Genomic DNA, 26,546 nt, shown 5'->3' with positions numbered 1-26,546 from the left:
TAGTTGAGTGGCGAGGTAGCGAGGTAGCGAGGTAGTCGATGATCGCGGAACGCAGTTACCGCTTCGGACCGCTGGAACGCGGCGGAGTCATGCTGGGCATGCGCTGGCCGCAGCTCGGCCTGATGATCGGCGTGATGCTGTGTGTGCTCGGGGCACTTCGCTCTCCGCTCCTGTTCATCCCACTCTGGGTACTGGTGGGAGTAACGCTCCTGTTTGTTGCGTTCGTCCGGGTGGAGGATCGTAATCTCGACCAGTGGGTGCCGATCCTCTTCGGCTTCACGATGCAGAAGGTGACGGGCGAAACGGTGTTCCGTGGCGCGTTCTTCCGGCTGGGCGCCGGGGAGGACCAGCTCAGCCGAACGGTCCTCCCGGGGCCGCTGTCGTCGCTGGTGATGTTGTCCGTACCGGTCGGCGGCGGCCGGTACGTGGCGGTGGTAAAGGATGCCAAGCAGCAGACCTACACCGCCGTCCTGCAGGTGCAGGGTAGCCAGTTCGCCCTGCTGGAGTCCGGTGACCAGCAGGCCAGGGTGGACGCCTGGGGGGAACTGCTGGCCGGACTGACCGCCGGGGGCGGCAAACTGTCGCGCATCCAGTGGTTGGAACGCACGTTGCCCGACTCCGGCGACCAGCTTCAGCGGCACTGGCGGGTCCGCGGGCATCACGACGACTCCTGGGCCGCCGACGCTTACCAACAGGTCATCGACGCGGCGGGTCCGGTGGCGCAGCGACACGAGACCTACCTCTCGTTCCAGCTTCGGACCAGGGACGCCCGGCGCGCGATCCAGCGGGCCGGGGGCGGTGACCAGGCGGCCTGCGCCGTCCTGCTCGGCGAACTGCGCACGATGGAGGCGGCTCTCGCCCGTGCGTCCATCAACACGGTCGGATGGCTGCCGCCACGGGCGCTCGCCGCGGTCATCCGCACCACCTACGATCCGTACTCGATCGAGATGATTGACGCGCGGGGTGGTGCGAGTACGGACCTCGCCGGGGGCCTGAAGGGGTTGGCGTCCGGCATCGACCCGGCGGTCGCCGGCCCGGTCCGGGCCGTCACCGCCTGGGACCACTACCGCACCGACTCTGGCTTCCACACGACGTACTGGATCAATGGCTGGCCGCGTGTGCCCTCCCCCGCCGCGTTCCTCGCTCCGCTGCTGATGGAGACGACCTGTCGGCGGACGGTTTCACTGATGGTCGAGCCGCTGCCCGGCCGGAAGGCGGAGAAGGCGGTGAACCGACGGCGGATGGCGCACCTCGGTGAACAGCAGATGCGGGACAAGGTCGGGAAGGTCACCACCCAGCGCGACGTGGCCGAGGCCGACGAGGTCGAACGCCGCGAGCAGGAGCTGATCGCCGGATTCGGCGCCTTCCGCTTCCACGGCTTCGTCATGGTCTCCGCCGACGACCTCGACGGGCTCGCCGACGCCTGCGGTGAGGCCGAAACGCTGGCCTCACGCAGCCGGTTGGAGATGGTGCGTCTCGTCGGCGAGCAGGATCAGGGCTTCAGCGTCGGAGCGCTACCGTTGGCGGTGGGGGTTTCGTGAGCTCAGCACACGACGACGCCTCGGCGCGCGGGTACCCGGTCCCGACCGGCTACCCGACCGGCGGCTATCCGGGTAACAACTATCCGGGTAACAGCAACACGAGCCATGGCCAGCCAGGCAATGGCCAGCTGAGTAACGGCTATGCGGGCAACGGCTATGCGGGCAACGGCCATGCGGTGGGCGGTTACGTGCCGGCCGGCTATCCAGCCGGTGAAGCCGTGGCCGGTCACCCCGAGCGCGCCGACAGCAGCCCCGGCGGCCCCGACGACGAGGGCCCCGACGGCGACTTCGGCGACGGCGACTTCGACGACAGCGACTTCGACGACAGCGACTTCGACGACCCGCCCAGCTACGACGAGACCGGTTACGACCCCGACGGCTACGAGGCGGCGGACTACGAGGCCACCTCCCACGACCCGGGACGCGATGCCGAGGGCTATGTGGACCTCGGCGGCGGTCCGCGGCGGCGGCGCGAGGGACGCCTATCCGCGGAGCCCCCCCGGCGCAGCCGGCGCGCGGAACGGGCCGCGGCGGCCACCGAGAAGGCTGCGATGCGCCGGGCCCAGATAGCCCTGCGCCGGGGCGCACAGCCGCCACGGCTGTTCGGGCCGTTCGGCGGGCGAACGTTCCACAAGCTGCGGCTTCCCGCGCACATGGAGACGACGGCGCAGATCGCCGGCATCTACCCGTTCGTCGTCGACTCCGGCCTGGCCGCGCCCGGCATGTACATCGGTCGGCACGTCTGGTCCGGGAACTCGTTCGACTTCGACGTCTTCGAGCTGTACCGCCAGCAGGTCATCGAGAATCCGAACTTCGCCGTGTTCGGCGCGGTCGGCTCCCGCAAGTCGGCGCTGCTGAAGACGCTGATCTCGCGAGGGGCGGCGTTCGGCTACCAGGCCGCCGTACCCTGTGACCCGAAGGGCGAGTACACGCGGCTGGCTCGGCGCCTCGGCTGTGAGCCCACCTACATCGGGCCCGGCATGGCCACCCGGCTGAACCCGCTCGACGCCCCACCCCGTCCGATGGGCATCGCCGACGAGGACTGGGCCCGTGAGGTGAAGCGGGCTCGTTCGGCGCTGCTGTCGTCCCTGATCGAGACGGCGAAGGGGGTGCCGCTCACCCCGGCCGAGCACACCGCGGTCGACCTGGCTCTCGACGTCGTGACCCGGCAGATCACCGGGGCGTCCCCGGACCGGTGGGCAACCCCGATCCTGCCGCACGTGCTGGAGGCGATGACGGATCCAACCGAGGAGGACTGTGTCAACCTCCCGATGACCGCGACCGAGCTGCGCGACGCCTCCCGGGATGCCACGCTGACCCTGCGCCGGCTCACACACGGCGCGCTGGGCGGTCTGTTCGACGGGCCGACCACCTCTCCCCTGGACTTCGACCGTCCGATCGCCGTGCTGAACCTGGAGCGGGTCCAGGGCAGCGATGAGATGATCGCCCTGATCATGACCTGCGCGCAGGCGTGGATGGAAGCGGCACTCATGCGCCAGGACGGCGTGCAGCGCTACGTCGTCTACGACGAGTGCTGGCGGCTGATGCGGTTCGCCGGCCTCGTCCGCCGGCTGTCCGCCCAGCAGAAGCTCGCCCGACAGTGGGGATGCGCGAACGCGATCGTCGCCCACCGCATCTCCGACCTGCTGTCCGCCTCGCCGGACTCGGTGGAGATCGCCAAAGGCCTGCTCGCCGAAACCGCGATCCGGATCCTCTACAAGCAGGCGTCCGATCAGATCGCCGACACGCAGGCCGCGCTCGGGCTCACCGACGTCGCCGCCGACCTGCTCCCCAGGCTCGACCCGGGCTACGCCCTGTGGCTGATCGGCGCCCGCGCCTTCTACGTCGAGCACGTCGTCGGCGACCTGGAGATCCCCGTGGTGCTCAACGGCTCGAAGATGCACGGCGAGGTCGACGACACTAACCTGACCCCCGACGATCTGGATCCGGCCGAGCTGGACCCGCCGGATCTCGGTCCCGGCCGGCTGCGCCGGATGGCCGACGAACTCCTCGGCGACCGGGAGCTCGCCGGCCGGGAGCTCGCCGGCGGCCCGGCCGTCCCACGGGCCGCCGACCTCACGGGCGGGTTCGGTTACCCGCCTGTGGAGCCCAGTCCCAGCTCCACCGGCTGACGATCCCCGGGGATCTCGCCGCGCCGGCAGGGCGGCCCCGTCAGCGTTGGAAGGTCACCCGCAGCACGGCCCGGGCGAGAGTGTGGAAGGTGAGGTTGAAGCCGACGACGGCCGGTGAGACCTCGTCGTTGATCTCTAGTTTCGGCACGTCGACCGCGTGGACGGTGAAGATGTACCGGTGCGGTACGTCGCCCTGCGGCGGCGCGGCCCCGCCATACGCCTTGGAGCCCCAGTCGCTGCGCACGTGATACGCGCCGGCGGGCAGGCCGGTGAAGTCGCCGCTGCCCGCGCCGCGGGGAAGTTCGGTCGCCGCCGCGGGGATGTCCACCAGGACCCAGTGCCAGAATCCGCTGCCGGTGGGCGCGTCCGGGTCGTAGCAGGTGACGACGAAGCTCCTGGTCTCGGCGGGCTGACCGGACCAGGCCAGCTGTGGGGAGATGTCGGCGCCCCCGGCGCTGGTGTGCACCTGATCGGACGGAACGACTCCACCGTCGACGAGGTCCGTACTGGTCACGGTGAACAGCGGTTTGGCGGGCAGCACGTCGAACGGGTCGGGGGGTGTACCGCGGTCGAGCAGGGACATCTACCATTCCTTCCGTTACGCCATTCGATGACATTCCCGAGACGGAACCGTCGCTTGCCGGCTCTACGCTTCTCCGCGATGAAACCTCATCCCGAAGGTGCGCCGGGCCGTCGGCATGCGGTTCCAGACAACCTGGTGAGGTCCCGGTGAGACTGGTCACCGCCATCCTGCGTCCACATCGCATCGATGACGTACGCACCGCCCTTGAGACCTTCGGTATTCAGGGTATGACGGTCAGCCAGGTGACCGGATTCGGCATCGAACTGTGGCGTACCCAGACGTATCGCGGGCAGACCTTCCACGATGAGTCGGTGAGCGCCGTGCGGGTCGAGTGCGTCGTCGCGGACTGCGACGTCGAGGACGTCATCGAGGTGATCCGGAGATCGGGCGGATCGGCGGCCAGCGGAGCCGGCAAGATCTGGGTCCTTCCCGTCGACGCCATCGCCCGCGTCCGCACGGGGGAACGCGGGCCGGACGCCTTGTGAGTCCGGACGCCTTGTGAGTCCGGACGCGACCGGCTGCGGTCACCCGGCTGCGGTGACGGTGACCAGCAGACTGCACCGACCGTGACCAGCTCGATTGCCGCGATCGCTCGATGGTCCCCAAGGCCACGGCACCACCCATCAATAGTGAGACGATCGTCATACAAACGATGCTTTCGGTGTGCGACCAGCGACTGTTCCCACCTTTGGGTGACGAGGAGAGGCGACAATGACCCGTTGACCCGATACGGTTGACGGGTCCCGGCGGGCGTCTCGCCGACTCCCCCCGTATCGGTGCGGAGCCCGCCGGGACCTGTCCTCGCGACTTGGCCCGCATCGCAGGTAACCGTTCGCGCGGCCGCGATGACCATCGGGGTATCCCGATCGGCCTCGGTCTTCTCGATCGGCCTCGGTCTTCTCGATCAGCCTCGGTCTTCTCGATCAGCCTCGGTCAGTCCCGGCGTCTGACGTTGATGGGCGACCGAGTGACGCCCGCCGCCGCGGCGTGGCCGTACCGCGAAGGTCTCAGCCTCGTCGGCGACCGGGGCACTCCCGCCGAATCCAGCGGAGCCCTCCCGCACGGCACCGTTCCCGGCCCGCTTCCTACGGCGGGCCCGGAGAAATTCGAAAGCAATGGGAAGCACCGAGACGACGACAATCAGAATCAACATCGGCTCAATGTTGTTCCGTACAAAGTCTATCTTGCCGAGGTAGAAACCCAGAACCGTGATGCCGCAACCCCAGACCACCCCGCCCACGATGTTGTAGGTGATGAAGAGGCGGTAGTTCATCCGGCTCACGCCGGCGATAACCGGAGTGAAGGTGCGGACCACGGGAACAAACCGCGCCAGGATGATGGACCGCGGCCCGTACTTCTCGAAGAACTCGTGTGCCTGCTCGACGTACTCCTGTTTGAACAGCCGCGAGTCGGGGCGTCGGAACAACGCCGGACCGACTCTTCGACCAATTAGGTAGCCGACCTGGTCGCCAGTCACCGCGGCGAGCCCGATCAGGACAGCCGCCACCGGCAGCGGGGTGGAAAGCTCGTCGCGGGCGATCAGCATACCCACGGTGAACAGCACGGAGTCACCCGGGAGGAAGAACCCGACCAGTAGGCCGGACTCCGCGAAGACGATCAGCAGAACGACAGCCAGGCCCGCTTTGGCCAAGCTGTCCGCGCTGAGGACGCCAGGGCCGAGAGCGAGGGTGTTCGACGCGAATGCATTCACTATCGCGGGCCTCCGACAGGCTTTGACGACGGGTTGGACACGTCCGTGAGACCGCGGCAACCGTCGAGGGACCGCCACCGCACCCGCCCGAGGACACCGTAAGGGTATCGAGCGCTCTCCCGTCTCCCACCGGGCACCCGCAAGAGTGGCTCCCCGGCGTCCCGGGCGCGTCCCGGCAGGTTGCGGCATGCCCGGGTGCGCCCGGTACGTCCCTCATAGGTTCCCCACCATAGGTGCCCGATCATGAGTTTCCGATCATGAGTTCCCAAATTGTCCAGTGCAGCGATCCGCCGCCAGTCAAGATCTGGCCGGCCCAGGTGGACCGCCGACGTCGATGGCCGGATGTGCCTCATTAGGCTTAATTCGTGCGTTATCGGCGGCCAAGCCAGGATCAGCGGCCTGTTGTCCCGAGTGATCCGAGTGATCCGAGTGATCCGCCGGCCTGGCCGGATGCGTTAACGCCACGGACCCCGCGCTCCCGGCCGATGCGGTCAGCGCGGTCAGCGCGGTCAGCGCGGTCAGGGAGACCGACGCGACCGGCTGCGGGGGCCACCCCTGTCGGGGCGCACCGATGCCCTTCCCACCCGGTCCGTACCCCGCTGCTCATGGTCCTGCTTCTGCTCGGGCTCCTGCTCGGACTGCTGCCCCTTGCGGCCTGCGGAAAGCGGGATGGCAACGACGGATCATCCCCCGCAATCAGTGCCGGCGGACCCGATGAGCGAGGTGCATCGTTACCACCGGGAACCCGCGGGGAAATTCTGTCCAGTCAGGTGGTCGCGCCGGCCCCGACCGGCATCCGGGCGTGGCGGGTGATGTACCGATCCCACGCGACGTCGGGCGTCGACATTCCGGTGTCCGGGATAATCCTGGCCCCGGAGGAGAACGTTCCGGTTCCGCCGGGCGGCCGAAGAATCGTCGCGTTCGGGCATGGCACCACGGGCCTCAAGGATGCCTGTGCACCGTCGGCGGCACGACCCGCGCTGATCGCCGCCGCCTCGACTTTTCCGCTCGTCCGGGCCGGTTATGTCGTGGCCCTCACAGATTATCCGGGGCTGGGGAGTCCCGGCGAACACGCGATCTATGTTGCCGAGCCGGAGGGCAGGGCCGTGCTTGACGCGGCGCGCGCCGCCGCCGCCCTCAAGGCGACCGGTGCCGGTCGCGACGTCGTCCTCTGGGGCTATTCGCAGGGCGGCCAGGCGGTGTTGGCCGCCGGAGCGATTGCCGCCGCCTACGCACCCGAGCTACGGATCCGGGGAGTCGTCGCAACCGCCCCCCTGGCCGACCTGCCGGCGTCCCTCGCCACCTTGCAGCACAATGCCGACGGGGTCGCCTATGTCCTGCTGGCGATGATCGGGCTGTCCGTCGAGGACCGGACGATCAACCTGGACCGGGTACTCACCCCGACCGGCCGGCGACTGCTGTCGATCGCCCGCGACCGCTGCGCCACCGACCTCATCAGGGCAAGCATCGGTACGTCCGTCAGCACCGCCTTTACCGTCAATCCACTGGATCATCAGCCATTCGCAGCCGGATTCGCCCGGCAGCGAGAGGTGGCCCTGCGGAAGATGGCTCCGACCCTCGTTCTCCAGGGCGACCTCGACCTGGTGATCCGACGCCCGGTGACCGACAGCGTGGTCACCGGGCTGTGCCGGAAGGGCACGACCGTGGACTACCGGCGTTACCCCGACGCGGACCACGGCACCGTCCTCGGCGCATCGATGGCCGAGCTCACCGCCTGGGTCGCGCAGCGCTTCGCCCCGCACCCGCCGCCGGTCACCGACATCTGCGAGATGCGCGCAGCTCGGTTCGGATAACCCGTCCCCGGCTAAACGGGCCCGTCCCCGGCTCACGGCAGGGCCCGGCTCACGACAGGGCCTGTGGACAACCGTGCGCCCGAGCACACCCTGCCCATCTATGGGGACCGTCAGGTGGCTGATCCGGTAGCTGATCGGGTAGCTGATGTGGAAAACGTCGCCGCCCGCTGCCCATGGCGACACACCCACCCTGTGGATAAGTCCGCGGGCGCGGTGCAGAGCCCCCTCGGGTCGCACTGCCCCGAGGCGATAAGCGATGAATCCGCTCACCAGCACCCACGACGGTGACCGACGAAACCGCCGTCGTTCTCCCACCCCGGGCTGTGTGGAGCACCGTCGACCGACCGTCCCTCGACCTTCCACTGACCGTCCCCACCGTGCCCATCAACGGCGAAGGGGCAATCCGGCCACCAGCACCAGGCCAGGTGACCGGCAGAACCGTCAACCATCGTCCGGAGACGGGCAGCGTGGGCACGGGCGGCCAAAGCCGATGGACCCTGCCCGAGCTGGTTGATCGTCAGCTCATATCGCTCTTGCCCGGGTGGGGCATCGTCACCTGAGCACGGCCCCGTACCGCCTGGGGATCCCGTACCGCCTGGAGATATCGCCCGCACGCTGCCCATGGGAGGGCAGCCATCGGAGGGCAGCGTGCGGGACCGGTGGAACCCGCGGAATCCGCCGACGCCGTGCTCGGCCAACTCGGCGACTGCGGCGGAGATCACGCGAGTGTCGATCGTCGTATCCCGGGGCCGTCCCCGTCGCGGTCGGTCGAGCTCACCGGTCTTCTCCTCCGCCGTCCGCTCAGGCTAGGCGGGAATCGAAGGTGTGGGCCGCGAAGTTTTTAGGGCACCAGTTTGGTTGCATAAATGTCACAGGCTCTCCGGAGCTTCGGCAACACCTGATGCACGGAGGCAACCATGGCGAACACGATCTACTCCGCCACCTCGACCGCCTGGGGTGGACGCGACGGACGGGTGGTGTCCAGCGACAACCGGGTCGACCTCCAGCTCTCCGCCCCGAAGGGCCTCGGTGGTGACGACGGACCGGGCACGAACCCGGAACAGTTGTTCGCCACCGGTTACGCGGCGTGCTTCCATGGCGCGCTCAAGGCCATCGCGCGCGGGAAGAAGATCGATATCAAGGACTCGGCGGTCTCCGTGACCGTCGGGCTGATCAGGAACGACAACGGCAGCCTGGGGCTGAGTACGCGGATCGAGGCACAGATCCCCGGCATCGAGCGGGCGAGCGCCCAGGAGATTCTGGAGGCCGCGCACGCCCTGTGCCCATACTCCGTGGCCACCCGGGGCAACATCCCCTCCGAGGTGGTCCTCGTCGAGAGCGACTGACCCGGCTCCCCTGCTCACCGGAAGATCCCCGCGCGTGCGGGGACGACGCTCGACGGTCACGGTCTGCTCCTTCCTGGATGGGAAGATCCCCGCGCGTGCGGGGACGACATCGTGGGGTCTCCTCGAAAACAGGGGTGGGGGGGAAGATCCCCGCGCGTGCGGGGACGACCGATCCGCGCCGTGTGGTCGGCGTCCATCTCAAGGAAGATCCCCGCGCGTGCGGGGACGACCCGCGAAGGCAAGCTTTCCCACCTCATCTGAGGGGAAGATCCCCGCGCGTGCGGGGACGACGAATGCGATTGCGCGCGGCTTTCTTCACCCGAAGGAAGATCCCCGCGCGTGCGGGGACGACCAGCCATAGCGTTGACGTCGTCCATGGTGTAGGGGAAGATCCCCGCGCGTGCGGGGACGACGACGACAAGCCGCTCATGCCGCATCGCGGCGCAGGAAGATCCCCGCGCGTGCGGGGACGACCCTCTGGAACCGGCAACTTTCTGGATGGCGAGAGGAAGATCCCCGCGCGTGCGGGGACGACATGCGCGCGCGGATCGCCCGGGAACGGGCACGGGGAAGATCCCCGCGCGTGCGGGGACGACGCCGCGAAGTTGGGCGCGGTCAGCGACGACGGGGGAAGATCCCCGCGCGTGCGGGGACGACCGTCCGGGGGTTGCAGCCCCGGACGGTCCCGCTAGGAAGATCCCCGCGCGTGCGGGGACGACCCGGGAAGCCTCTACCTTCTCGAAGACCTCGGGGGAAGATCCCCGCGCGTGCGGGGACGACCTGCGGGACGTTGGTGGCGGGATGAGGCTGGAAGGAAGATCCCCGCGCGTGCGGGGACGACGATTGCGCTGGTCGTCGGCCCACGTCTGGGCCAGGAAGATCCCCGCGCGTGCGGGGACGACGTCCAGGATGCCTAGCTGTGGGTCGATGGGAAGGGAAGATCCCCGCGCGTGCGGGGACGACTCATCCCGACCCCGCGGCCGGGCCGGGCCAGGCGGAAGATCCCCGCGCGTGCGGGGACGACACGATCTCGTTTCCGATCGCCGCAATCTCGTCCGGAAGATCCCCGCGCGTGCGGGGACGACTGCCGGGCGGTGCGGAGTTGCAACCCCATGCGCGGAAGATCCCCGCGCGTGCGGGGACGACGCGGTGGGAGCCCCAGCCGGCCGGTCCGATCTGGGAAGATCCCCGCGCGTGCGGGGACGACGGGCGGTTTCCACCCACCAGATATGACAGCAGAGGAAGATCCCCGCGCGTGCGGGGACGACCGATCCGCGCCGTGTGGTCGGCGTCCATCTCAAGGAAGATCCCCGCGCGTGCGGGGACGACCACTGGCACGTGCCCGCCGACCTCATCCCCCGCGGAAGATCCCCGCGCGTGCGGGGACGACGAATGCGATTGCGCGCGGCTTTCTTCACCCGAAGGAAGATCCCCGCGCGTGCGGGGACGACCGGCCTCAGCCGAGCTGGAGCCGACGGATGCTCGGAAGATCCCCGCGCGTGCGGGGACGACTCGGCGTGTAGCCGCTTGTGGTGTACGTCGAGGGGAAGATCCCCGCGCGTGCGGGGACGACCGGGCGCCACCACTCCAGGACTGCCCTCTGGGAGGAAGATCCCCGCGCGTGCGGGGACGACCCCTGGTCTGGATGACTGTGCAGGACCGCAATGGGAAGATCCCCGCGCGTGCGGGGACGACTAAGCAATGGGTTTCAAAGCTCCGGAAAATAGGAAGATCCCCGCGCGTGCGGGGACGACGCCGCCGCGGCCGCGATCGGAATGCACGAGACCGGAAGATCCCCGCGCGTGCGGGGACGACGGTCGCAGGCCGCCCGGTCGATGCTCGGGAACCGGAAGATCCCCGCGCGTGCGGGGACGACGGCATGGGTGACTGGTCGAGTCCGCGGAGACGGGGAAGATCCCCGCGCGTGCGGGGACGACAGCGCGCGACAGCCGACCGTGGTCATGTTCTGGGGAAGATCCCCGCGCGTGCGGGGACGACGGCGATGTCGACGTGGTGCAGGGCGTAGAGCCGGGAAGATCCCCGCGCGTGCGGGGACGACCAGCGGGTGAGCACCCACATCTCGGCGAGGGAGGGAAGATCCCCGCGCGTGCGGGGACGACCGCTGCGCCATCGAGCGGATGGGCTGGGCCGAGGGAAGATCCCCGCGCGTGCGGGGACGACGGCACCCCTGTCGAGCTGCTGTGTTTCATCTCGGGAAGATCCCCGCGCGTGCGGGGACGACGTAACAGACATGCGCGGGTGAACACTGCTGCGGGGAAGATCCCCGCGCGTGCGGGGACGACGCCGACGGCCACCGGAGATCTTTCGGGCTGACAGGAAGATCCCCGCGCGTGCGGGGACGACACTTGCTGACCTGCGGGTTTATCGGCGAGATCGGGCAAACAGTATCAGTCCGTCGTAGTCGACGGGCTGGGTGCGGTTGCGGCCGGCGGTGCGGGCGGCCCAGCCTTGTTCGTTCGTGGCTGGTTCGATCATGATGGCTTGGCCGTCACCGACGCGTTGGGAGAGCAGGGTCCAGAGCCGGTCGCGGACGCGGGCGCTGGGGTTGCCGACGAAGACGCCCGCCGAGATTTCGATCATCCAGCGGGTGAGGTGGCCGCGGAGGCCGTCGGCGGTGGCGATGAGGACGATGACGGTCACCAGGGTGGGGGTGGCTGGTCGGTGTCGGGTCCGGTGACACCGAGGATGGTGGTGTCGTCGGTCTGGTCGGCGAGGTCGGCGGCCCAGTTGACGCCGCCGGGGACGTGGCCGTCGAGCTCGTCCCACAAGTGGAGTGCGTCCTCGTCGTTATCTCGGGTTCCTTCCTCGATGAGGAGGTCTTTGATGTCGTGGATGATGCGGGCCATGAGGTGCCCGTCAGCGACTTTGTCGCGGAAGGCGGTGCGGATGTCGCGCTCGTCGGTGAGGCCGGCGGCGGCGAGGTCGAAGGCGAGGGGAATGGTGTAGTCGGCTTTGTACAGGTCGGCGATGTCGAGGACGAAGGAGGTGGCGGCTCCGGTGTGGACGAATCCGAGGGCGGGGCTGGCGCCGATGCCGACGATGGCGGCGTGGCAGATGCCGTAGAGGCAGCTGTGTCCGGCGGACAGGAGCCGGTTGATGTCGTCGCTGTCGGCAAAGGGGTCGCCGTGGGTGTAGACGCGTTTGTTCCAGGTGACGCCGGTGCGGGTGGCGTGATCGCGGTAGATCTTTTTGATGCGGGCGCCTTCCCGGCCGCGGAGTTGTTGCATGGTGGCGGTGGTGACGTCGTCGTCGGGGAAGCGTTTGGCGTACATGCGGCGGGCGACGTCAAGGCGTTCGCTGGTGCGGGTGACGAGGTAAGCCTGGCGCATGAGCAGGCCGGCGCCGCGGCTGGGTCCGAGTCCTGCGGCATACATGCGTACGCCGCGGTCGCCGACCCAGCACAGGGCGGTGCCGGAGTCGGCGAGCAGGCGCACGGCGGCGCTGGTGATGCGGGTTCCGGGACCGAGCAGGACGGTGGCGACGAACGCGGCGGGGACACGGACGGTGCGTTCCTTGTTGACCAGGACGACGGCGTTGTCGTCGCGGTCAACGTGGCATTTCTCGACGTAGAGCGTGGAGACGCGGTCCTCGACGCGGTGCAGGTCCTGCGGATTGGACAGCCACCACATGTCAGCGGCCGGCCTGTTCGGTGTGCAGGGGCGCGAGGGTGATCAGCCCGCAGCCGTAGGCCTTGGCAGGGCCGACGCCGTGCAGGAGAGTGGCGCGGGCGCGGGCGGGATCGGTGACGCGCAGGGCGCCTTCGAAGGTGGCGGTGTTGAGGACGACGCGGCGGCCAGTCTTCTCGGTGTTCTTGGCTTTCTTGGGGAAGGTGAGGCGTTCGCGGGCGGTGAGCCGTAGCGCGGGGGCCGGCTCGTCGGTGTCGCCGGGGCCGTCGGGCTGGTTGCGGGGGCCATCGGGCTGGTTGCGGGGGCCATCGAGGTCGGCGGTGGTGAGCAGGGTGAATCCCCAGCGGTCGATGCGGTCAGTGAGCCAGGTCGTCTGGTGGGCGGCGGTGCGGTGGCCGACGCGGACACCGCGGGGGCGGGGGGCGGCGAGGTGTTCCTTCTGGGCAGGGGAGGGATTGTCGGGGGTGCGGGTGGCGCTGACAGTGTTCGCGCGCAGCCGGAAGCGGAATTCGCGGCCGGTGTGGAGGCGGTCGAGCAGGGGCTGGTAGTCGCGGACGAGGACCTGGGGTTCGTCGGTGTGGATCCAGCCGGCCTGTTCGATGAGGTGCTCCCAGGACGGCGTGGATTCGGTGAGAACGAGGACTTCGGCGCGGTGCGGTCGGTCTGCTCCACGGAGGCCTTCACCGGTTTCCAGTCGCCACAGGACCCGTTCGGTGACGGGTTGGCGGCTGAGCCCGCCGAGGACGGCGGCGTGCATGCGCTGGGGGTTCTTCAGTAGCGCCTGGGCGCCGGTGCGCAGCGGGTTCAGCCAGATCCGGGACAGGTAGGTCATGGTCCGGTCACCATCCGAGAATCGCGAAAGGATCGTGGTGCGGGGTGGTGCCCTCGACGTTGTCGGCGTCGGTGAGCTCGTAGGGGGGTGGGAGGTGGACCCAGCTCTGGTGGACCCGGCGGCTGGTGAACCCTCGCTGGTGGGGATCGAAGGTGGTCGGCAGGTCGATCCGGACGTCGTCCCCGTCTGGGTCGTCAACGGTGACGGGTAGGTCGATGCGGCGGAGGCGGGGTGGCCTGCGCCGGGCGAGGGCGTCGCGGTGGTCGGGGCGGGCCTGCCACGGCACCTGCCGCAGGACCTCCAGGGCGCTGCCCGACCACAAAGCGGCGTCCGGCTCGCTGTCGGGAACGAGGAGGAGGGGGTGGGTCGGCGGGCAGGCGCGGCGGCCGAGCGCGAGGGGAAAGGCGGGGGTGCGCAGCGCGTCGGCGAGGGTGGTGAGCACCGGTTCGGGTGCGGCGAGGGCGGCGACGAACACGGCGTCCTGCAGGTAGAACCGCTCGGTGACGTGGGTGTGCTTCGCCGGGGACGTCGGTTTCTGGAGGCCTTTCGCGCTGACCGCGGCGGAGGGTAGCGGCCGGCCGCGGTAGTCGCTGACGGTGTGGTAGTCGCGCAGCAGGGTGCCGGGCTGGTCGGTGCGGATCCCGAGGGTGAGGCTGAGGAGGTCCTCGATCGGGTCGGTGCGCCGGCGGCCCTGGGCGGCGGCGAGCAGCCCGATGATCCCGCTCTTCGTCGGTTCGGTGAGGGTGTCGCGGCGGTTGAACATGCTGCGGGAACCCCAGGACTGCAGGGGGCCGGCGAGGCGCAGCACCAGGCAGTGGCGGGGCGGGTCCTGGCTCATCGGACGCTGCTCATGAGCCGGTCGCGGGCGGCAGCCACCACTGTGTCGAGAACCTCGTCGAACGGCTTCGGCTCGCCGAGCGCCTTGACGATCATCGCCGTGGTGTCGGTGTTGGTGTTGGTGTCGTCGGGGGCGCGGTAGGTGGAGGCGAGGATGTCGGGCTGGAGGCCCCACAGCGTCGACGCGCTGTTGAGTTCGATGGCGAACTGCTCGAGGGATCCGGTGAGGACGCCCCGGCCACGGGGCAGTACCGGCTTCTCGAACGCGGAGACAAGGTTGACCGGCTGGTCGGGGCGGATCGCGATGGTGAGCAGGTTCGGCACGGTGCGGTGGGCGAAGGAGTTCTGATGGCCGGTCGGCATGGAGGTGGTGAACGCGGTGAGGAACACCCGTAGCGCCTCGACGGTCGCCTCGATGTCACCGCCGAGGTTCTCGGCGAGCTGGTGCAGGCCGACGGTGGCGAACCGGTACAGCGTCGCGGACTGGAACTCGACCGTGCCGATCATCCCGGCGCCGGTCTCGTCCTTGGCGTTCTGGTCGTCAACGGCGGTGTAGTAGTCGAACTCGACGTCGACGGCATGGGTGGACAGGGCATGCGCGACCTGGGTGGCCGCGTCGACGTTCAACGACGCCAGGTCGGCGACCATCCGCCCGAACAGCGCGACGTCGATCGGATGGTCGCTGCCGAGAGTAGCCAGGACAGGCACATCCTTGACCGCGGCGAGCAGATCGCCGTCGCTGAGATCGGCGAGGCGCGGCACATCCTCGACAATGAGGTCGATGAGCCGTTCGAGCTGGGGACGGCCAAAGAACAGCAGATAGGCGGTCTCCGCCGCCTTCTTCCCCGCACTGATCTTCAGAGCGGTCAGAAGGCTGGTGGCGATCCGGGTGCTGGTTTCCGCGTCGAGCGCGCAGCGGGTTGCGAGCCGTTCCGCGAGCAGCGCGGAGATCCGCTTGGTGCGTGTTCCGAGCTGGGCCTGATCGATGTGGTCGGCGAAGGCGGTTCGCGTCGCCCGCTTCCAGGCCTGGGACGACACCCGGGCCCGCTTCACCCCGCCATAGACGGCTTGTTTCGGGGTACCGGCGTCATCTCGGTTGAGGTTGGACGGAGGGACGGTCTGCAGGATGTGGACGTCGATGTAGCAGCGCATTGGTAGATGCCTCTTTCTGCTGGGTCAGGACGGGAAAGCCCCGGTGCGCGGAGGCAACGCCGGAGGTTAGACGGAAGATCAGGAAGTGCCGGACGCGGCGGCCGGGGTAGCGGCTTTGTCTTTCGGGGGCCGGTAGAAGTACTGGGCTCCCCACCGGCGGCGTACGTCGCCGATCCGCTCGGGGGTCTGCCAGGCGATGAGGTCCCGCCAGAGTTGGGTGTAGTCGAGACCGACGGGGACCTGGCGGAACTGGCGGACCAGACCACGCAGGTGGTAGGCGGCCTCGTCCAGGGTGGTGGCGGTGGCCACGGCGTTGAACCGCCGGTCGACCGCCTCAGGACTGAACTTGTCGCTGCTACGCAGGCGTAGAGCAGCCTCGCCGAGCCCGATGCCAGGCTGATACGCCGCAGTGGGCAGGGACTGCTGGTGCACCGCGAACAAGGTGAGCGCGACGTGCTCCGCGGTCAGGGACCAGGTTCTGCGGCCATCGACGGTGAGCGTGGAGTAGTAGCGCCACATCTCCGGGACGCTGCCAGGCTCGCGGCCAACACCGCGGCGCAACACGGCCAAATCCGCCCCGTCGGGCCGGTCGCCCTTATGGTCCCGTTCCCAGAAGTGCCGTGGCGATGTCGTCTCGCGTGGCGATGTCGTCTCGGATGATGTGGACGATGCGGACGGCGCCGCGGTTACCTCGGTCATCAGACCTTCCTGACGGGTCGTGGGAATCAGGCGGCGGCCAGAGCAAGCCGGTTGTCCTCGTCCTTGCCGAGCACGTCGTTGAGCGTGCGCCGGAATGACATCTCGGCGCCGGCGAGGCGGGCGCCGAACGGCTCACCGGGATCGCGGCCCAGGAACGTCTCAGGACCGGCAGCGGACAACACCGGGTCGACGACCTCCCACGCCAACCGCCGAGCGAGGATCCGCCACGCAAGTTCGGCCCGCTTGGCGTCCTCCGGATGCTGCTGCAACCCGGCTAGCAGCCGGTGCACCGTCGGATTGAAGCTGTGGATCAGTATTTCTCCGAGCCGCTGGCCCTTGTCCCACGGCAGCTTGTCCGTCGCACCGGCAGCCTCACGAAGATCGTCGCCGAGACGGTTGGCGGCGATCCGCAGGCTCTCGGCCTGGGCCGCCACCGCCAGCACGGTCTCACGGACCGCGGAGTCCCGTGCCAGCGCGGTGACCGGGAGGGGAATCTCATCGGCCATTACCTCGTCGATCACCGCCGACTGCGTGCCGTACTTCACCCCGACGGTCAGTACCTGCAGTGGCAGATCATCGGGGACATAGCCGTCGTCACGCAGCCGGGCGAGCTGCGACAGCGCCGTCGGCGCGAACACTTTGTCACTCGACAAGGGCGTTGTGGTCAGCAGAGCCTCCAGCCCGCGCCAGGCCGACCGGCCCGGCTGATGCCGCACCGGACGGACCGGCGGCTCGTCGGCTTTGGGCTTGTCAACCTGCCGCCACGCCGTGTGCGGTTCGAGTGCGTGCACCGATCCGGTGAGCCGGTCACCGGCGGTGAGCACCACCCGTCGGACCGAGACATCCTCGACAGCCGTCGGGTCTGCCTCGGGCACGAGCCGGATCCGCCGCGACTGCCAGGTCAGCAGATCCAGTAGCCCTTCCGGGGCGCGAGTCTCCCAGCGGGAGGTGGCGCTGCTTTCGGATCTCCATTGCGGCCGGTCCTTCTGCCGCAGACCGTGCCGCAGGACGGGGATGCTGAGCATCAGCGTATGGAAGAGCGTCTCACCCAGCGGCAGGACGATCCCGAACTGCCCGAGCGGCCCGGTCGGGTTCCCCATCGTCTTCCCCGTCTTGACCTTCGGGTCATCCGCCGCTCCGGTCTTGATCGCGGCGGTGTCCCAGCAATGGGCTGCGAGCAACGCCCGTGCCGCCGCAGCGGGCGTCAGGCTCGGCGGGTCGTTCTCGGTCCGGGAACTGAACAGCGGAACATTGTTCCCCGAGGCCAGCCGCGGAACCAGCAGCGACACCGGCTTCGTCTCGTCCTTCGCGGTCCGCAACCCGGCGACCTGCGCAAACGGAGCCGTCGGATGAAACAGATGAAATCGTGCCGCCTGTCGGATCAGATACGACTCGATGCCCTCCTCATCCTCAGCCCGATCTTTCCTGATAATCCGGTCGAAACAGCCAGCCTCCCACCGCTGTGACCACTCCTCGTCGGTACGGGGGGCGCCGAACACGTCCAGGACGACGGGCAGCAGGACCTGACGCAGCACCGCCACGGCTTCGAGCGGATCATCAAGGGCCAGCCCGTCGATCGTGTGAGCGTCGACGAGCGCCTTCCTGATCCCCACCTCCAGGCGCCGCCCCCGCTTGATCACTGGGATCCATTGCCCATCGATCAGGTTGAAACCGTTCACTCATTCCCCCGTTCGTAGGCCCCGGCCTGCGCCGACCGTCGGTGGCTCAGCCGAGATGTACCAAGGGCCACCGACAGTTTTGGTCGACCGCGACGGCGCGGCACGTCGGCTGCTACCGATCGTGCGGCTCCTGCTAGGAGATGGACATCTGGCGTCGCCACATCAAGGATCTCCTAACCCATGGCGACCAGATAACTGGCCGAACGGTGCCCATGCTCCCGCCTCGCACCGAAAGTAGCACATACAGTGACGTATGGGGTGAACCGGTATATCTGCACGGATTCGCCTTGTCTCGGAGCATGGGAGTCAGCCGTCCCATCTTGAGCGCCGAGAAGATCAACACCTTGCCCCGGTCCGGCAGTTCACCCTTTACCAGCAGCCGGTCGAGTATCAGCAGCCGGTCGAGGCGCGAGGCTCAGCCCGAGCTTGTTGTCATAGGTCAGGTGTCGCCCCCCGAGGATCGCCGACATGCGATCGTCGAGAATCAGGGCGCGGGTGCGGCGGAGCCAGGAGTCGCCGTCCCAGCCGGCCAGGGGAGTCAGTTCGGCATGCGCCGCGGCGGTGATCTCCTTGTTCGCGGGCAGGCGGATGGTGGCTCCGACGACCTCTTCGAGGACCGCGTCGTCAGACACGGCAACTTCGCCGATGTGCCCGAGCGATCGGCCCGCGAGCGTGAGATACCCGGCCGGTCCGCGGCGGACGAGGACGACCTCCACGGACTCGTCGCTGTCACGGACGACCGCGGTGAGGCGTTCCTCGGTTTCCAGCGGCGCGGTCGCCTTGTCGTGCAGACCCTCGAGCGTGGTCAGGCCCAGACCGTCCTCGCCGGAAAGCAGAAATCCGGTGGCGTTCACCCGGCGACGACGCTCCTTGGCCTCCCATTCCTGCCTGGCCTCGGCCGCGGCATCAGCCCAGCGCGCCGGACCGAGAGGCTCATCACCGTAGCCGAGAGCGACGAGGCCGGGCACGTCGGCGGGAATCGACCATCCACCACCCGTGGCGGCTTCGGCGACGAGAGCGGCGGAGCGCAGCAGTAGATGATCCCCGTACACGGCCCGGCTACCGGCGGGCCAGAGTGGCACAGCCCCGTCGGGCAGCCGCAGACCGCTGACGATCACTTTCGGGTCGCGAAGCCGGGCCGGTCGCTGCCCGGTCGGCCGGTCATGCCGATGCAGCCGGCCGACCCGTTGCAGCAGAAGGTCGATGGGGGCGAGATCGGTGACGAGGATGTCCACATCGACGTCGAACGACTGTTCGGCCACCTGGGTGGCCACGACGACGAGCCGCGCGGGCCGGTCCTGGGCGTTCTCCCGTCCGGGGGGGCCGAGCTTGTCCACGACGTCTTCCGTACGGCTCGCGCGTTCGGCTGCGGTGAACCGGGAGTGCAGCAGCACCACGTCATCACCGAACGTCGTCCGCAGCTCGGCGTAGACGACCTGGGCCCGCTGGACGGTGTTACACACGACGAGAGCGCAGCCGCCCTCGCTCACCTCCGCCGAGACAGCGGCGGCGATGCTCACCGGGGCGAAGTCGGTGGGCTCTGCCAGGATCTCTACCGCAACGGGCACGGACTCACGCCAGGGTGACTGGGACGTCACGGAAAACCGGGGCTTCCCGTCGGCCATATACACCGCGGTGGTGCTCGGGTAGCCGGTGGGCCGCGGCAGATCGGCGAGGTCGACATCGGGGCGCTGCAGGGCGCCCTGCAGATAGGCGCCGGCGAGCTGTGCACGCAGTACCGGCGGCAGCGTCGCGGACAGAACGATGACCGGCACGCCGGTGTCGGCGAGCCAGCGCAACGCCTCGAACAGGAACTGCGCCATGTAGACGTCGTAGGCGTGTACCTCGTCAAGGATGACGACCCGGCCGGCCAGGCCGGCGTGCCGTAGCATCACATGCTTCGTCCGGGTCGCCGCCTGCAGCAGGTGATCCACCGTGCCGACCGTCACCGCAGCGAGCAACCCCCGTTTCGATCCGAAGAACCACTCCGCGGCCGCCGCGGCGCCCGCCAGCGGTGCGTCGCGACGACCCGGGCCGCTCGTACCCGTACCGAAATCGTCGGCCATCCCATACTCGTCGAGATCGTCATGCACGTCGACGAACCGGACCTGCGACCGAAGTGCCGCCCACTCCTTGTTGAAACGAGCCCGGCCGTGCAGTAGGCCGATCGGAACCTCGGGATCCACCGCGGTGAGCCAGCCGCGGACCCGGCTGAACATCGGATCGCTCGTCGCCTGCGTCGGCATTCCGACGAACACCCCATCCGCACCGACCTTGCCGGCCAGTACCTCCGCGGCGGCGAGCGCCGCCTCCGTCTTCCCCTCACCCATCGGCGCTTCCAGGATCAGTAGCCCGGGGCCGGGCATTTCCCGCACGGCCTGGACCGCGGCGCGCTGCGCCGGCCGGGCTGGCTTACCGAATCTGTGGTGCACCAGGTCAGACTGGTTGCCGGGTGCGGGCCGGTCGGAGCGCCACCCGCCACGCAGACCCAACTGTGCCCAGGCTCGCTGTGCACGCTCCCGCGAGCCCTTCATCGAGATCTCCGCCAGATCCGACAGCCCACCGAAATGCTCTTTGTCGCTCGCGACCCAGTCTGCCATGATGATCATCCCGGATAGGGCAAGCTGACCTCCGCGGGATGGTGTTCGCAGCTCCGAAAAGGAAGCCAGGTCAACGTTGAGGTCGCCGGCCACCCGGTCGACGAACGCACGTTGGACGTCGAGCCACGGTCCGGCGCCGTGGACGGCGGGCTTGTGCACAAGACGGCCACGGTCCGGTATCAGGCCGTGATGGCCCGCGACCAGCGGCCACACCCAGTCACACCCCGGCCGACTCCAACCGACCTGCGGGAGATACTTGCGGACGATGACAGCCCCCGCCCGCGCGTGATGCCACTGCCGGCCCTGCTGAGGAGTCACCCCTCGCCAGCCAAGCCCGGCAGCCCGAACGCGCTGCGCCAAACCCTCGTCCTTCATCTGAAAGGCCGGCGTGGCCTTACCGACATCATGCAGGCCGCACAACAGCGCGAACAGAGACCGCCCGCGACCATCGCTGCAATCATCCAGACGATCCCGAATGGTGGATGCGAGGAAACGATCCCAGACAAGTTCGCCCACCGCCGCCGTATCCAGAAGATGGCCGAGGAGCAGGTGCATCGATCCCCCCGCCTTCTCCGCCGACTTCCCCCATATCATACCGAAGAACTCATCATCCATGAAGACTCCCATCCCAGATATAATGGACAGCCCCATTCAAGCACCTTGCGAAATGAGCCCGTTCATGGGGGCTTGGACGTGACATCGGCCGTCGTAGAAATGCTGTTGACGGCTTGCCTGATTCGTTTTACTGATTATTGAGCTGTGCGTTCTCCCAGCCCTGAAGACAGGAAATCACTGGAAAGATCCCCGCGCCTGCGGGGACGACGGGGCCTCCAACGGGAGACGATCCGCGCGCGGCCGGCGCACGTAGCGCAGCCGGCGCAGACCGGGAAGCCTGCGCCACGCCACGTCAGGGAACTGGCCGTGCCGGTCGCACCGGGGTGGACACCGGGGCGGGGGACACCGGGGCGGGGGACACCAAGGCGGGGGACACCGAGGCGGACACCGGGGTGCGGCGGAGCTTCTCCACCAGGATGGACAGCCGGCGGCCCGGTTTCTCCAGGACGACGTAGCTGATCCATCCACCGAGGACGCCGACCGTGACCAGCATGGCGGCCACCCACGGAAACGCCGACGGCGCATGACTGACCAGCCCGTGCCGGTCCAGCACCAGCAGCAGAATCGGCTCATGCCACAGATACACGCTGTAGCTGATCATGCCGAGCCAGACGAATGCCGGGGTGGCGAAGAACCGGCGCCACAGCGTGTCGCGGGGTGCCAGCACGGATGCGGCGAACAGCACACCGAAACCGATTGAATTCAGCGTGGAGAACGCCTCGAACGATGCCGCGGTGTGCCCCCGGACCAGCGCGCCGGCGATGATGAGCCCGGCGGCGACAAACCGCAACGCACACGCGAGCAGGGCGGGCAACGGCCGCTCCCGACCCCATCGGACATAGAGAACCGCAGTGATCATTCCGAGGCCGAAGTTGCCGGCATAGTTCTGCGGCGAGAACCAGTACGCCCACTGGTCGTGCTGAGCCCGCACGATGTAGACCGCATAGACGATCCAGACGGCGGACACCACGATCAGCAGGACCGGCGGCAGGCAGAGCCGCCGCCAGCGATGCGCCTCGGGTAGTCGATGAGTCTGCCGCCGCAGCCAGCCGGCGACCAGGGCGAGGTATAGATAGAAGTAGACCTCGACGGCCAGCGACCAGGCCGGGCCGATCGTGTAGAACACCCGCTTGCTGTCGAAGACCTGGGTGAAGGTCAGGTGTTCGACCAGGTCGATCCAGTCGCCGGGCAGAGTGGGATTACGCGCCGCCCACACGACGATGAGCGCCGTGTAGTACAGCGGAAGAATCCGCAGTCCACGACGTATGAGCGTGTTCTTGGGTGACCGTTGGGTCCGGCCGGCCCTGACCCGGTTCGCCATCGGCATATACAGCAGGAACCCGGAGACCAGGAAGAACCAACTGATCATCCCGTCGAAGGCGCCGAGGACCTGGCCGAGGAACGTACCCGCGTACGGCGTGTTGCCATCCCCGCGGCAGAACTGATAGGCGTGAAAAATGATCACTGAGATCGCCGCCACGCCGCGGAACCCGCCCAGGTCGACCAGCTCGAGCCTGGGATCGCCCACCGTCGTCCGTCGGCGACCGCGGCGGTTCCCTCCGCTCTCTCCGGTGATACCCACCCCCCGGCCCGCGGCCGGGCCGAGGTCCGGACCGGCACGGTCGGCCGCTCTCTCGGCGGCGGCACTGGCGGCGGCGGCACTGGCGGCGGCGGCACCGGCGGCGGCGGCACCGGCGGCGGCGGCACCGGCGGCGGCGGCGGCGGGGGCTGCGCCCACCAGGACGGGAGAGCCGGCGCGGGCAGAACCCGGGACCTCGGCACGATGTTTCGAGGTCCGCCTGGTGTGGTCATGACCTGGCTTCGGGGTAAGGGACCACACCGCCCGCCGCGGAGCCAGCTGGAGGTGCGGAGCCAGCTGGAGGTGCGGTCGCGCCGTCCGGCGTGACCGGGTCGGGCTGCGGCACGGCGCGTGGGGTCACGTGCCACTCGCGTTCCCGCAGCAGCTCCTTCACCGGTGCCAGCCGGGCGATGACGTTCTTGAACTCGCTGTAGACGATGTTCATCAGGCAGAACTGGACGAACCAACTCCGATGGCGGCGGATCGTGGGGTCGGCGAGGGCGTACGCGAACAACGCCTGGATCGGGCCCGCCATCGCCGAGAAGAGTGTGGCGACCACGTACAGGGAGACGTTCAACCGGAAACCGTGCCCGGACTGCGGGTGCAGCAGACCGAAGACGATCAGCGGATACATCTGCAGCGAAAGCCACGGATATATCTCGCGCCAGCCCAGCAGCCAGAGCAGGCCGAGTTTCTGGCGGGCGGTGAGGTCGGGTGAGCCGACGGCTTTCCACAGATGCCGCTGGGAGACCTGGTACCAACCCTGCGCCCAGCGCAACCGCTGCCGCCACAACGCCGACATCGTCGTCGGCGCCAGCTCGTAGGAGACCAGTTCCGGGTCTGCGACGATCCGCTCACCGCTCATGATGGTGCGCAGACTCGCGTCGATGTCCTCGGTCAGCATCGACCCGCGCATACGGGTCTGGTGCAGCAGGTCGGTCCGCCAGTAGCCGTTCGACCCGCCGAAGATCCCGAAACCATGCATCCTCGCCCGGCCGGGATGACTCACCGCATAGATCGACTCGAATTCCACGGCGACGGTGCGGCTGATCCGCGATGCCTCTCCGTTCCGGATCACGCAGTGCCCCTGGACGACCGCGGCCCCGTGCGACAGCCACCGCCAGGCCCGCCGGAAGGCGTCCGGTGCCGGATGATGATCCGCGTCGAAGACACCGACGAACTCACCGGTGATCATTGGCATCGCCGCGTTCACGTTCTGCGCCTTGGAGGTGCTGGTCGGCACGTGCATCGGGATGAAACGGGGATCGGAATCGGCGATCCGCGCGAGCGTCTCCTCCACGGGCAGGTATCGGGGAGTGTTATAGGCGAGGATGATCTGTAGTGGACCCGGGTAGTCCAGCCGGAGGAACGCCTTGACCGTGTCGACGATCGTGGCCGACTCGTTCGGCAGATACGCGGCGATGATGGCGCTCGCCGCCGGGAACGGCGCGGCGGGCGCGTCCGGGCACTTCTCCGGTTCGAGCGCCGACAACTGCTCCAGGTAGGTGGTGAGGGTAGTGCCGGCCAGCGCGATGGCCAGGAGTGCGAAGACGACGTGGGTCGGGTCGAGGCCCAGTGTGAACAGTGTGCTGTAGATCCCGAACGGGAGTCCGAGGCAGATCGCGGTCGAGACGACGATCTGGACGGCGTCGGACGGCCGCAACCGTGTGTGCAACGGGCGCCCGGAACGTCGCGGCTGGTTCTCCGCTGGTTCCATCTTCGGGTCGTAACAGACGGGGACCATGTCGAGCTGCCCTGCGGCGAGCCCCATGGCCAGCCGGGCCCGCCGCAGGGCGGTGGCATCATCGATGGTGTCGTCCACCTGGACGAACCCCGGAACGGGGGTGACCCGCAGACGCTCGCCGTTGACGGCGAAGTCACAGCTTGCGACCGTACGCACGATCTCGCCGAACGCCGCTTCGGCGGAGCGGCCCGGCCGCGTCGGCAGGACGACGACCACCTCGCCGGGGCGGCCCTGGCCGATGGCGGAGCCACGCCACCGATGCAGATCACCTGCCAGGGCGGCGACCTGATCGAGTAGAGACAGGCAGGCGCCCGGAGCGAGGCGCTCGCGCAGCCGGCCGAACTCGGCGATGTACAGAAGGCCGACGACGCAACTCCGGCCCGTCGATCGAGTACGGCTCCGGGCCTGCTGGACGGTCGCGATGGCGCGATCGTGGTGCTCGTGATGGTAATGCCGTCGTCCTGGCACCCGCATGACCCGCCGCCATCCGGATCCATCCGGGACGGCGAGGTCACTCGTTCCCGGATCCAGATCCACCACCACGTACTCCGGCGGCGGAACTGCCATGTTCGGTGTGTTGATCCCCCCCGGCGTCGGCCTTTCAGCGACCGTTTCAGCGAAATTCGCAGCCATGAACTGAACTCTCGCTAGATTCGCCGGATAATTCTAAGTCTTTTTGGTGTAGGGAGTCGTGGGAGTCGGGGCAGCACTCCTCTCTCCTGGCCGGAAGGTAAATACCTGGGAGCGTGATTCTCTACTGGTTCAGCTTTATCGTGGCCGACACCATACCAGTCGGGGTTCGGGTGTCTGTTGGTGGGCCGTGCGCCAGGGGGAGACGATACGTTGCGTTAGCGGCATGCGAGTTAGATTTAACGTTCTGTTCATCCTTTGCGGTAATCATTCTTACCCACGCGGATCGCGGACGATTCAGCGTCCGCGATCTCTGCGGGAACGGCGATAGGACGCGGCTGGACACGGCTGGACACGGTCGGGCATGACCGCGTGCGACCGGGCACGGAAAAGGCTCCCCGTTTCCGGGGAGCCTTATGTGCGTATGGTGTTGGTGAAGTTGCGCCATGCAATGAACAGTCTGAGGTCCGCGCTCTTCCCGCAGGTAGCGGCCATGATGGCGCCGCACCTGGTGACACTGTTGATCACGGGAGTGACCAGTCCGCCGAGCGGACAGGGGGTGCGATCTGTCAAGCTCGTAGCGAACGAAGCACGTCGAGGATCGGCGGTGGCGCGGGGCCGATCCTGCCGATCGGCAGGATCGGCCCCGCGCCGACTCACGCGCAGGCGCGCCCCGGTCGGATGGAAGGAGATGCTCGCCATGGCCTCGCGCTTGACGCGATCTGACGAGAAGGACGAGAAGGACGAGAAGATCGATCGGCGGGTCCGGGTGCTGGGGGAGCCGGTGGACTCCTACCCCCAGCTGCCGCCGGAGGTCGGCCGCGGTTCCATCCGCAGGATCACCGTTGTCGGCGAGCCTGTTCTGCACCGGCCCTGTAAGAAAATCACCGAGTTCGGGACCGCGGAGCTCGCTGCGCTGATCGATGACATGTTCACCACCATGTACGGCGCCGAAGGTGTCGGACTCGCCGCGAACCAGATCGACGTCGACGCCGCGGTCTTCGTCTATGACTGCACCGACGAGGACGGTGTGCGGCACGTGGGCCATCTGGTCAACCCCGTCCTGGAGGAGGCGCCGCCGGCGGAGCGCCGGCTCGTCAAGGGGGATGAGGGGTGCCTGTCTGTTCCGGGGGCCTACATGGAGGTCGCCCGGCTGGAGCATGCTGCTGTCCGCGGTCAGGACCAGCACGGTGCCCCGCTCCGCCTGGAGGGAACCGGCTATTTCGCCCGTTGCCTGCAGCATGAGACCGATCACCTGTACGGCAGCCTCTACCTGGACCGGCTGTCGAGCCGCGGACGCAAGAAGGCCCTCCGCGAGATGGAGGAGCGGACCGAGGAGATCTTCGCCCGCCGGGTCGAGGTGGCCGCGCGGCTCGGCAGGTAGCGAGCCACCGGCGCGCGCTAC

General features: G+C 68.5%; 18 protein-coding genes and 1 CRISPR repeat array. Of the genes, 6 read left to right on the top strand and 12 right to left on the bottom strand.

Annotation, left to right across the window (positions count from 1 at the left end):
- Window positions 1–38 precede the first annotated feature (38 nt).
- Both FRANCCI3_RS00170 and FRANCCI3_RS00165 read left to right on the top strand, forming a co-directional pair.
- Window positions 39–1,541, top strand: coding sequence for an SCO6880 family protein (locus tag FRANCCI3_RS00170; protein ID WP_011434511.1), 1,503 nt, complete (start codon window positions 39–41; stop codon window positions 1,539–1,541).
- On the top strand, window positions 1,538–3,673 hold the full coding sequence (locus tag FRANCCI3_RS00165) for a conjugal transfer protein TraC (RefSeq protein ID WP_011434510.1): 2,136 nt from the start codon (window positions 1,538–1,540) through the stop codon (window positions 3,671–3,673). Before FRANCCI3_RS00170 ends, FRANCCI3_RS00165 begins: the two co-directional genes overlap by 4 nt.
- Before the next feature lie 40 nt (window positions 3,674–3,713).
- On the opposite strand, the gene FRANCCI3_RS00160 is transcribed toward FRANCCI3_RS00165, so the two are convergent.
- Window positions 3,714–4,256, bottom strand: coding sequence for a YbhB/YbcL family Raf kinase inhibitor-like protein (locus FRANCCI3_RS00160; RefSeq protein WP_011434509.1), 543 nt, complete (start codon window positions 4,254–4,256; stop codon window positions 3,714–3,716).
- Between the two features lie 146 nt (window positions 4,257–4,402).
- Here FRANCCI3_RS00160 and FRANCCI3_RS00155 point away from each other — a divergent pair, with 146 nt between their 5' ends.
- A complete protein-coding gene (locus FRANCCI3_RS00155; protein ID WP_011434508.1) occupies window positions 4,403–4,741 on the top strand; it encodes a P-II family nitrogen regulator in 339 nt (112 codons plus the stop codon).
- Window positions 4,742–5,160: 419 nt separating this feature from the next.
- Here FRANCCI3_RS00155 and FRANCCI3_RS00150 read toward each other — a convergent pair whose 3' ends face one another.
- Window positions 5,161–5,967, bottom strand: a complete 807-nt coding sequence (locus FRANCCI3_RS00150) for a DedA family protein (protein WP_011434507.1) — start codon at window positions 5,965–5,967, stop codon at window positions 5,161–5,163.
- 605 nt (window positions 5,968–6,572) lie between these two features.
- Here FRANCCI3_RS00150 and FRANCCI3_RS00145 point away from each other — a divergent pair.
- Both FRANCCI3_RS00145 and FRANCCI3_RS00135 read left to right on the top strand, forming a co-directional pair.
- Entirely contained in the window at window positions 6,573–7,781 is a 1,209-nt protein-coding gene (locus FRANCCI3_RS00145; protein WP_023840580.1) for a lipase family protein, read from the top strand.
- Window positions 7,782–8,698: 917 nt separating this feature from the next.
- Complete coding sequence (locus FRANCCI3_RS00135; protein WP_011434504.1) at window positions 8,699–9,127, top strand: organic hydroperoxide resistance protein; 429 nt, start codon at window positions 8,699–8,701, stop codon at window positions 9,125–9,127.
- 19 nt (window positions 9,128–9,146) lie between these two features.
- Window positions 9,147–11,491: a CRISPR direct-repeat array (repeat unit 28 nt; unit sequence GGAAGATCCCCGCGCGTGCGGGGACGAC).
- A gap of 18 nt (window positions 11,492–11,509) precedes the next feature.
- On the opposite strand, the gene cas2e is transcribed toward FRANCCI3_RS00135, so the two are convergent.
- The 10 genes from cas2e to FRANCCI3_RS00085 form a co-directional block, all read right to left on the bottom strand.
- The gene (gene cas2e, locus FRANCCI3_RS00130) at window positions 11,510–11,788 is read right to left on the bottom strand and encodes a type I-E CRISPR-associated endoribonuclease Cas2e (RefSeq protein WP_011434500.1); all 279 of its coding nucleotides are present in this window, start codon (window positions 11,786–11,788) and stop codon (window positions 11,510–11,512) included.
- Window positions 11,785–12,777, bottom strand: a complete 993-nt coding sequence (gene cas1e, locus FRANCCI3_RS00125) for a type I-E CRISPR-associated endonuclease Cas1e (protein ID WP_011434499.1) — start codon at window positions 12,775–12,777, stop codon at window positions 11,785–11,787. The genes cas2e and cas1e overlap by 4 nt, the downstream gene beginning before the upstream one ends.
- A 1-nt stretch (window position 12,778) precedes the next feature.
- Window positions 12,779–13,606 carry a type I-E CRISPR-associated protein Cas6/Cse3/CasE gene (gene cas6e / locus FRANCCI3_RS00120; RefSeq protein WP_011434498.1) on the bottom strand — a complete coding sequence of 276 codons (828 nt, stop codon included), beginning with the start codon at window positions 13,604–13,606 and terminating at the stop codon, window positions 12,779–12,781.
- A gap of 7 nt (window positions 13,607–13,613) precedes the next feature.
- Entirely contained in the window at window positions 13,614–14,444 is an 831-nt protein-coding gene (gene cas5e, locus FRANCCI3_RS00115) for a type I-E CRISPR-associated protein Cas5/CasD (protein ID WP_011434497.1), read from the bottom strand.
- Window positions 14,441–15,595, bottom strand: a complete 1,155-nt coding sequence (gene cas7e, locus FRANCCI3_RS00110) for a type I-E CRISPR-associated protein Cas7/Cse4/CasC (protein ID WP_011434496.1) — start codon at window positions 15,593–15,595, stop codon at window positions 14,441–14,443. Before cas7e ends, cas5e begins: the two co-directional genes overlap by 4 nt.
- A gap of 78 nt (window positions 15,596–15,673) precedes the next feature.
- On the bottom strand, window positions 15,674–16,294 hold the full coding sequence (casB, locus tag FRANCCI3_RS00105; protein WP_011434495.1) for a type I-E CRISPR-associated protein Cse2/CasB: 621 nt from the start codon (window positions 16,292–16,294) through the stop codon (window positions 15,674–15,676).
- Window positions 16,295–16,320: 26 nt separating this feature from the next.
- Window positions 16,321–17,973, bottom strand: a complete 1,653-nt coding sequence (gene casA / locus FRANCCI3_RS00100; RefSeq protein WP_011434494.1) for a type I-E CRISPR-associated protein Cse1/CasA — start codon at window positions 17,971–17,973, stop codon at window positions 16,321–16,323.
- Window positions 17,974–18,335: 362 nt separating this feature from the next.
- On the bottom strand, window positions 18,336–21,167 hold the full coding sequence (gene cas3 / locus FRANCCI3_RS00095; RefSeq protein WP_256375104.1) for a CRISPR-associated helicase Cas3': 2,832 nt from the start codon (window positions 21,165–21,167) through the stop codon (window positions 18,336–18,338).
- A gap of 313 nt (window positions 21,168–21,480) precedes the next feature.
- Window positions 21,481–22,926, bottom strand: a complete 1,446-nt coding sequence (locus FRANCCI3_RS00090) for an acyltransferase family protein (protein ID WP_236701413.1) — start codon at window positions 22,924–22,926, stop codon at window positions 21,481–21,483.
- A 70-nt stretch (window positions 22,927–22,996) separates the two neighbouring features.
- Window positions 22,997–25,078 carry a glycosyltransferase family 2 protein gene (locus FRANCCI3_RS00085; protein WP_236701414.1) on the bottom strand — a complete coding sequence of 694 codons (2,082 nt, stop codon included), beginning with the start codon at window positions 25,076–25,078 and terminating at the stop codon, window positions 22,997–22,999.
- A gap of 763 nt (window positions 25,079–25,841) precedes the next feature.
- Between FRANCCI3_RS00085 and def the strand changes: the two genes are divergently transcribed.
- Window positions 25,842–26,525 carry a peptide deformylase gene (gene def, locus FRANCCI3_RS00075; protein ID WP_023839952.1) on the top strand — a complete coding sequence of 228 codons (684 nt, stop codon included), beginning with the start codon at window positions 25,842–25,844 and terminating at the stop codon, window positions 26,523–26,525.
- The last annotated feature ends 21 nt before the right edge of the window (window positions 26,526–26,546 follow it).

This window comes from Frankia casuarinae (assembly GCF_000013345.1).
GTDB classification, from domain to species: domain Bacteria; phylum Actinomycetota; class Actinomycetes; order Frankiales; family Frankiaceae; genus Frankia; species Frankia casuarinae.
Note: the sequence above shows the minus strand (reverse complement) of the source record. Positions and strands in the feature narration are given on the sequence as shown.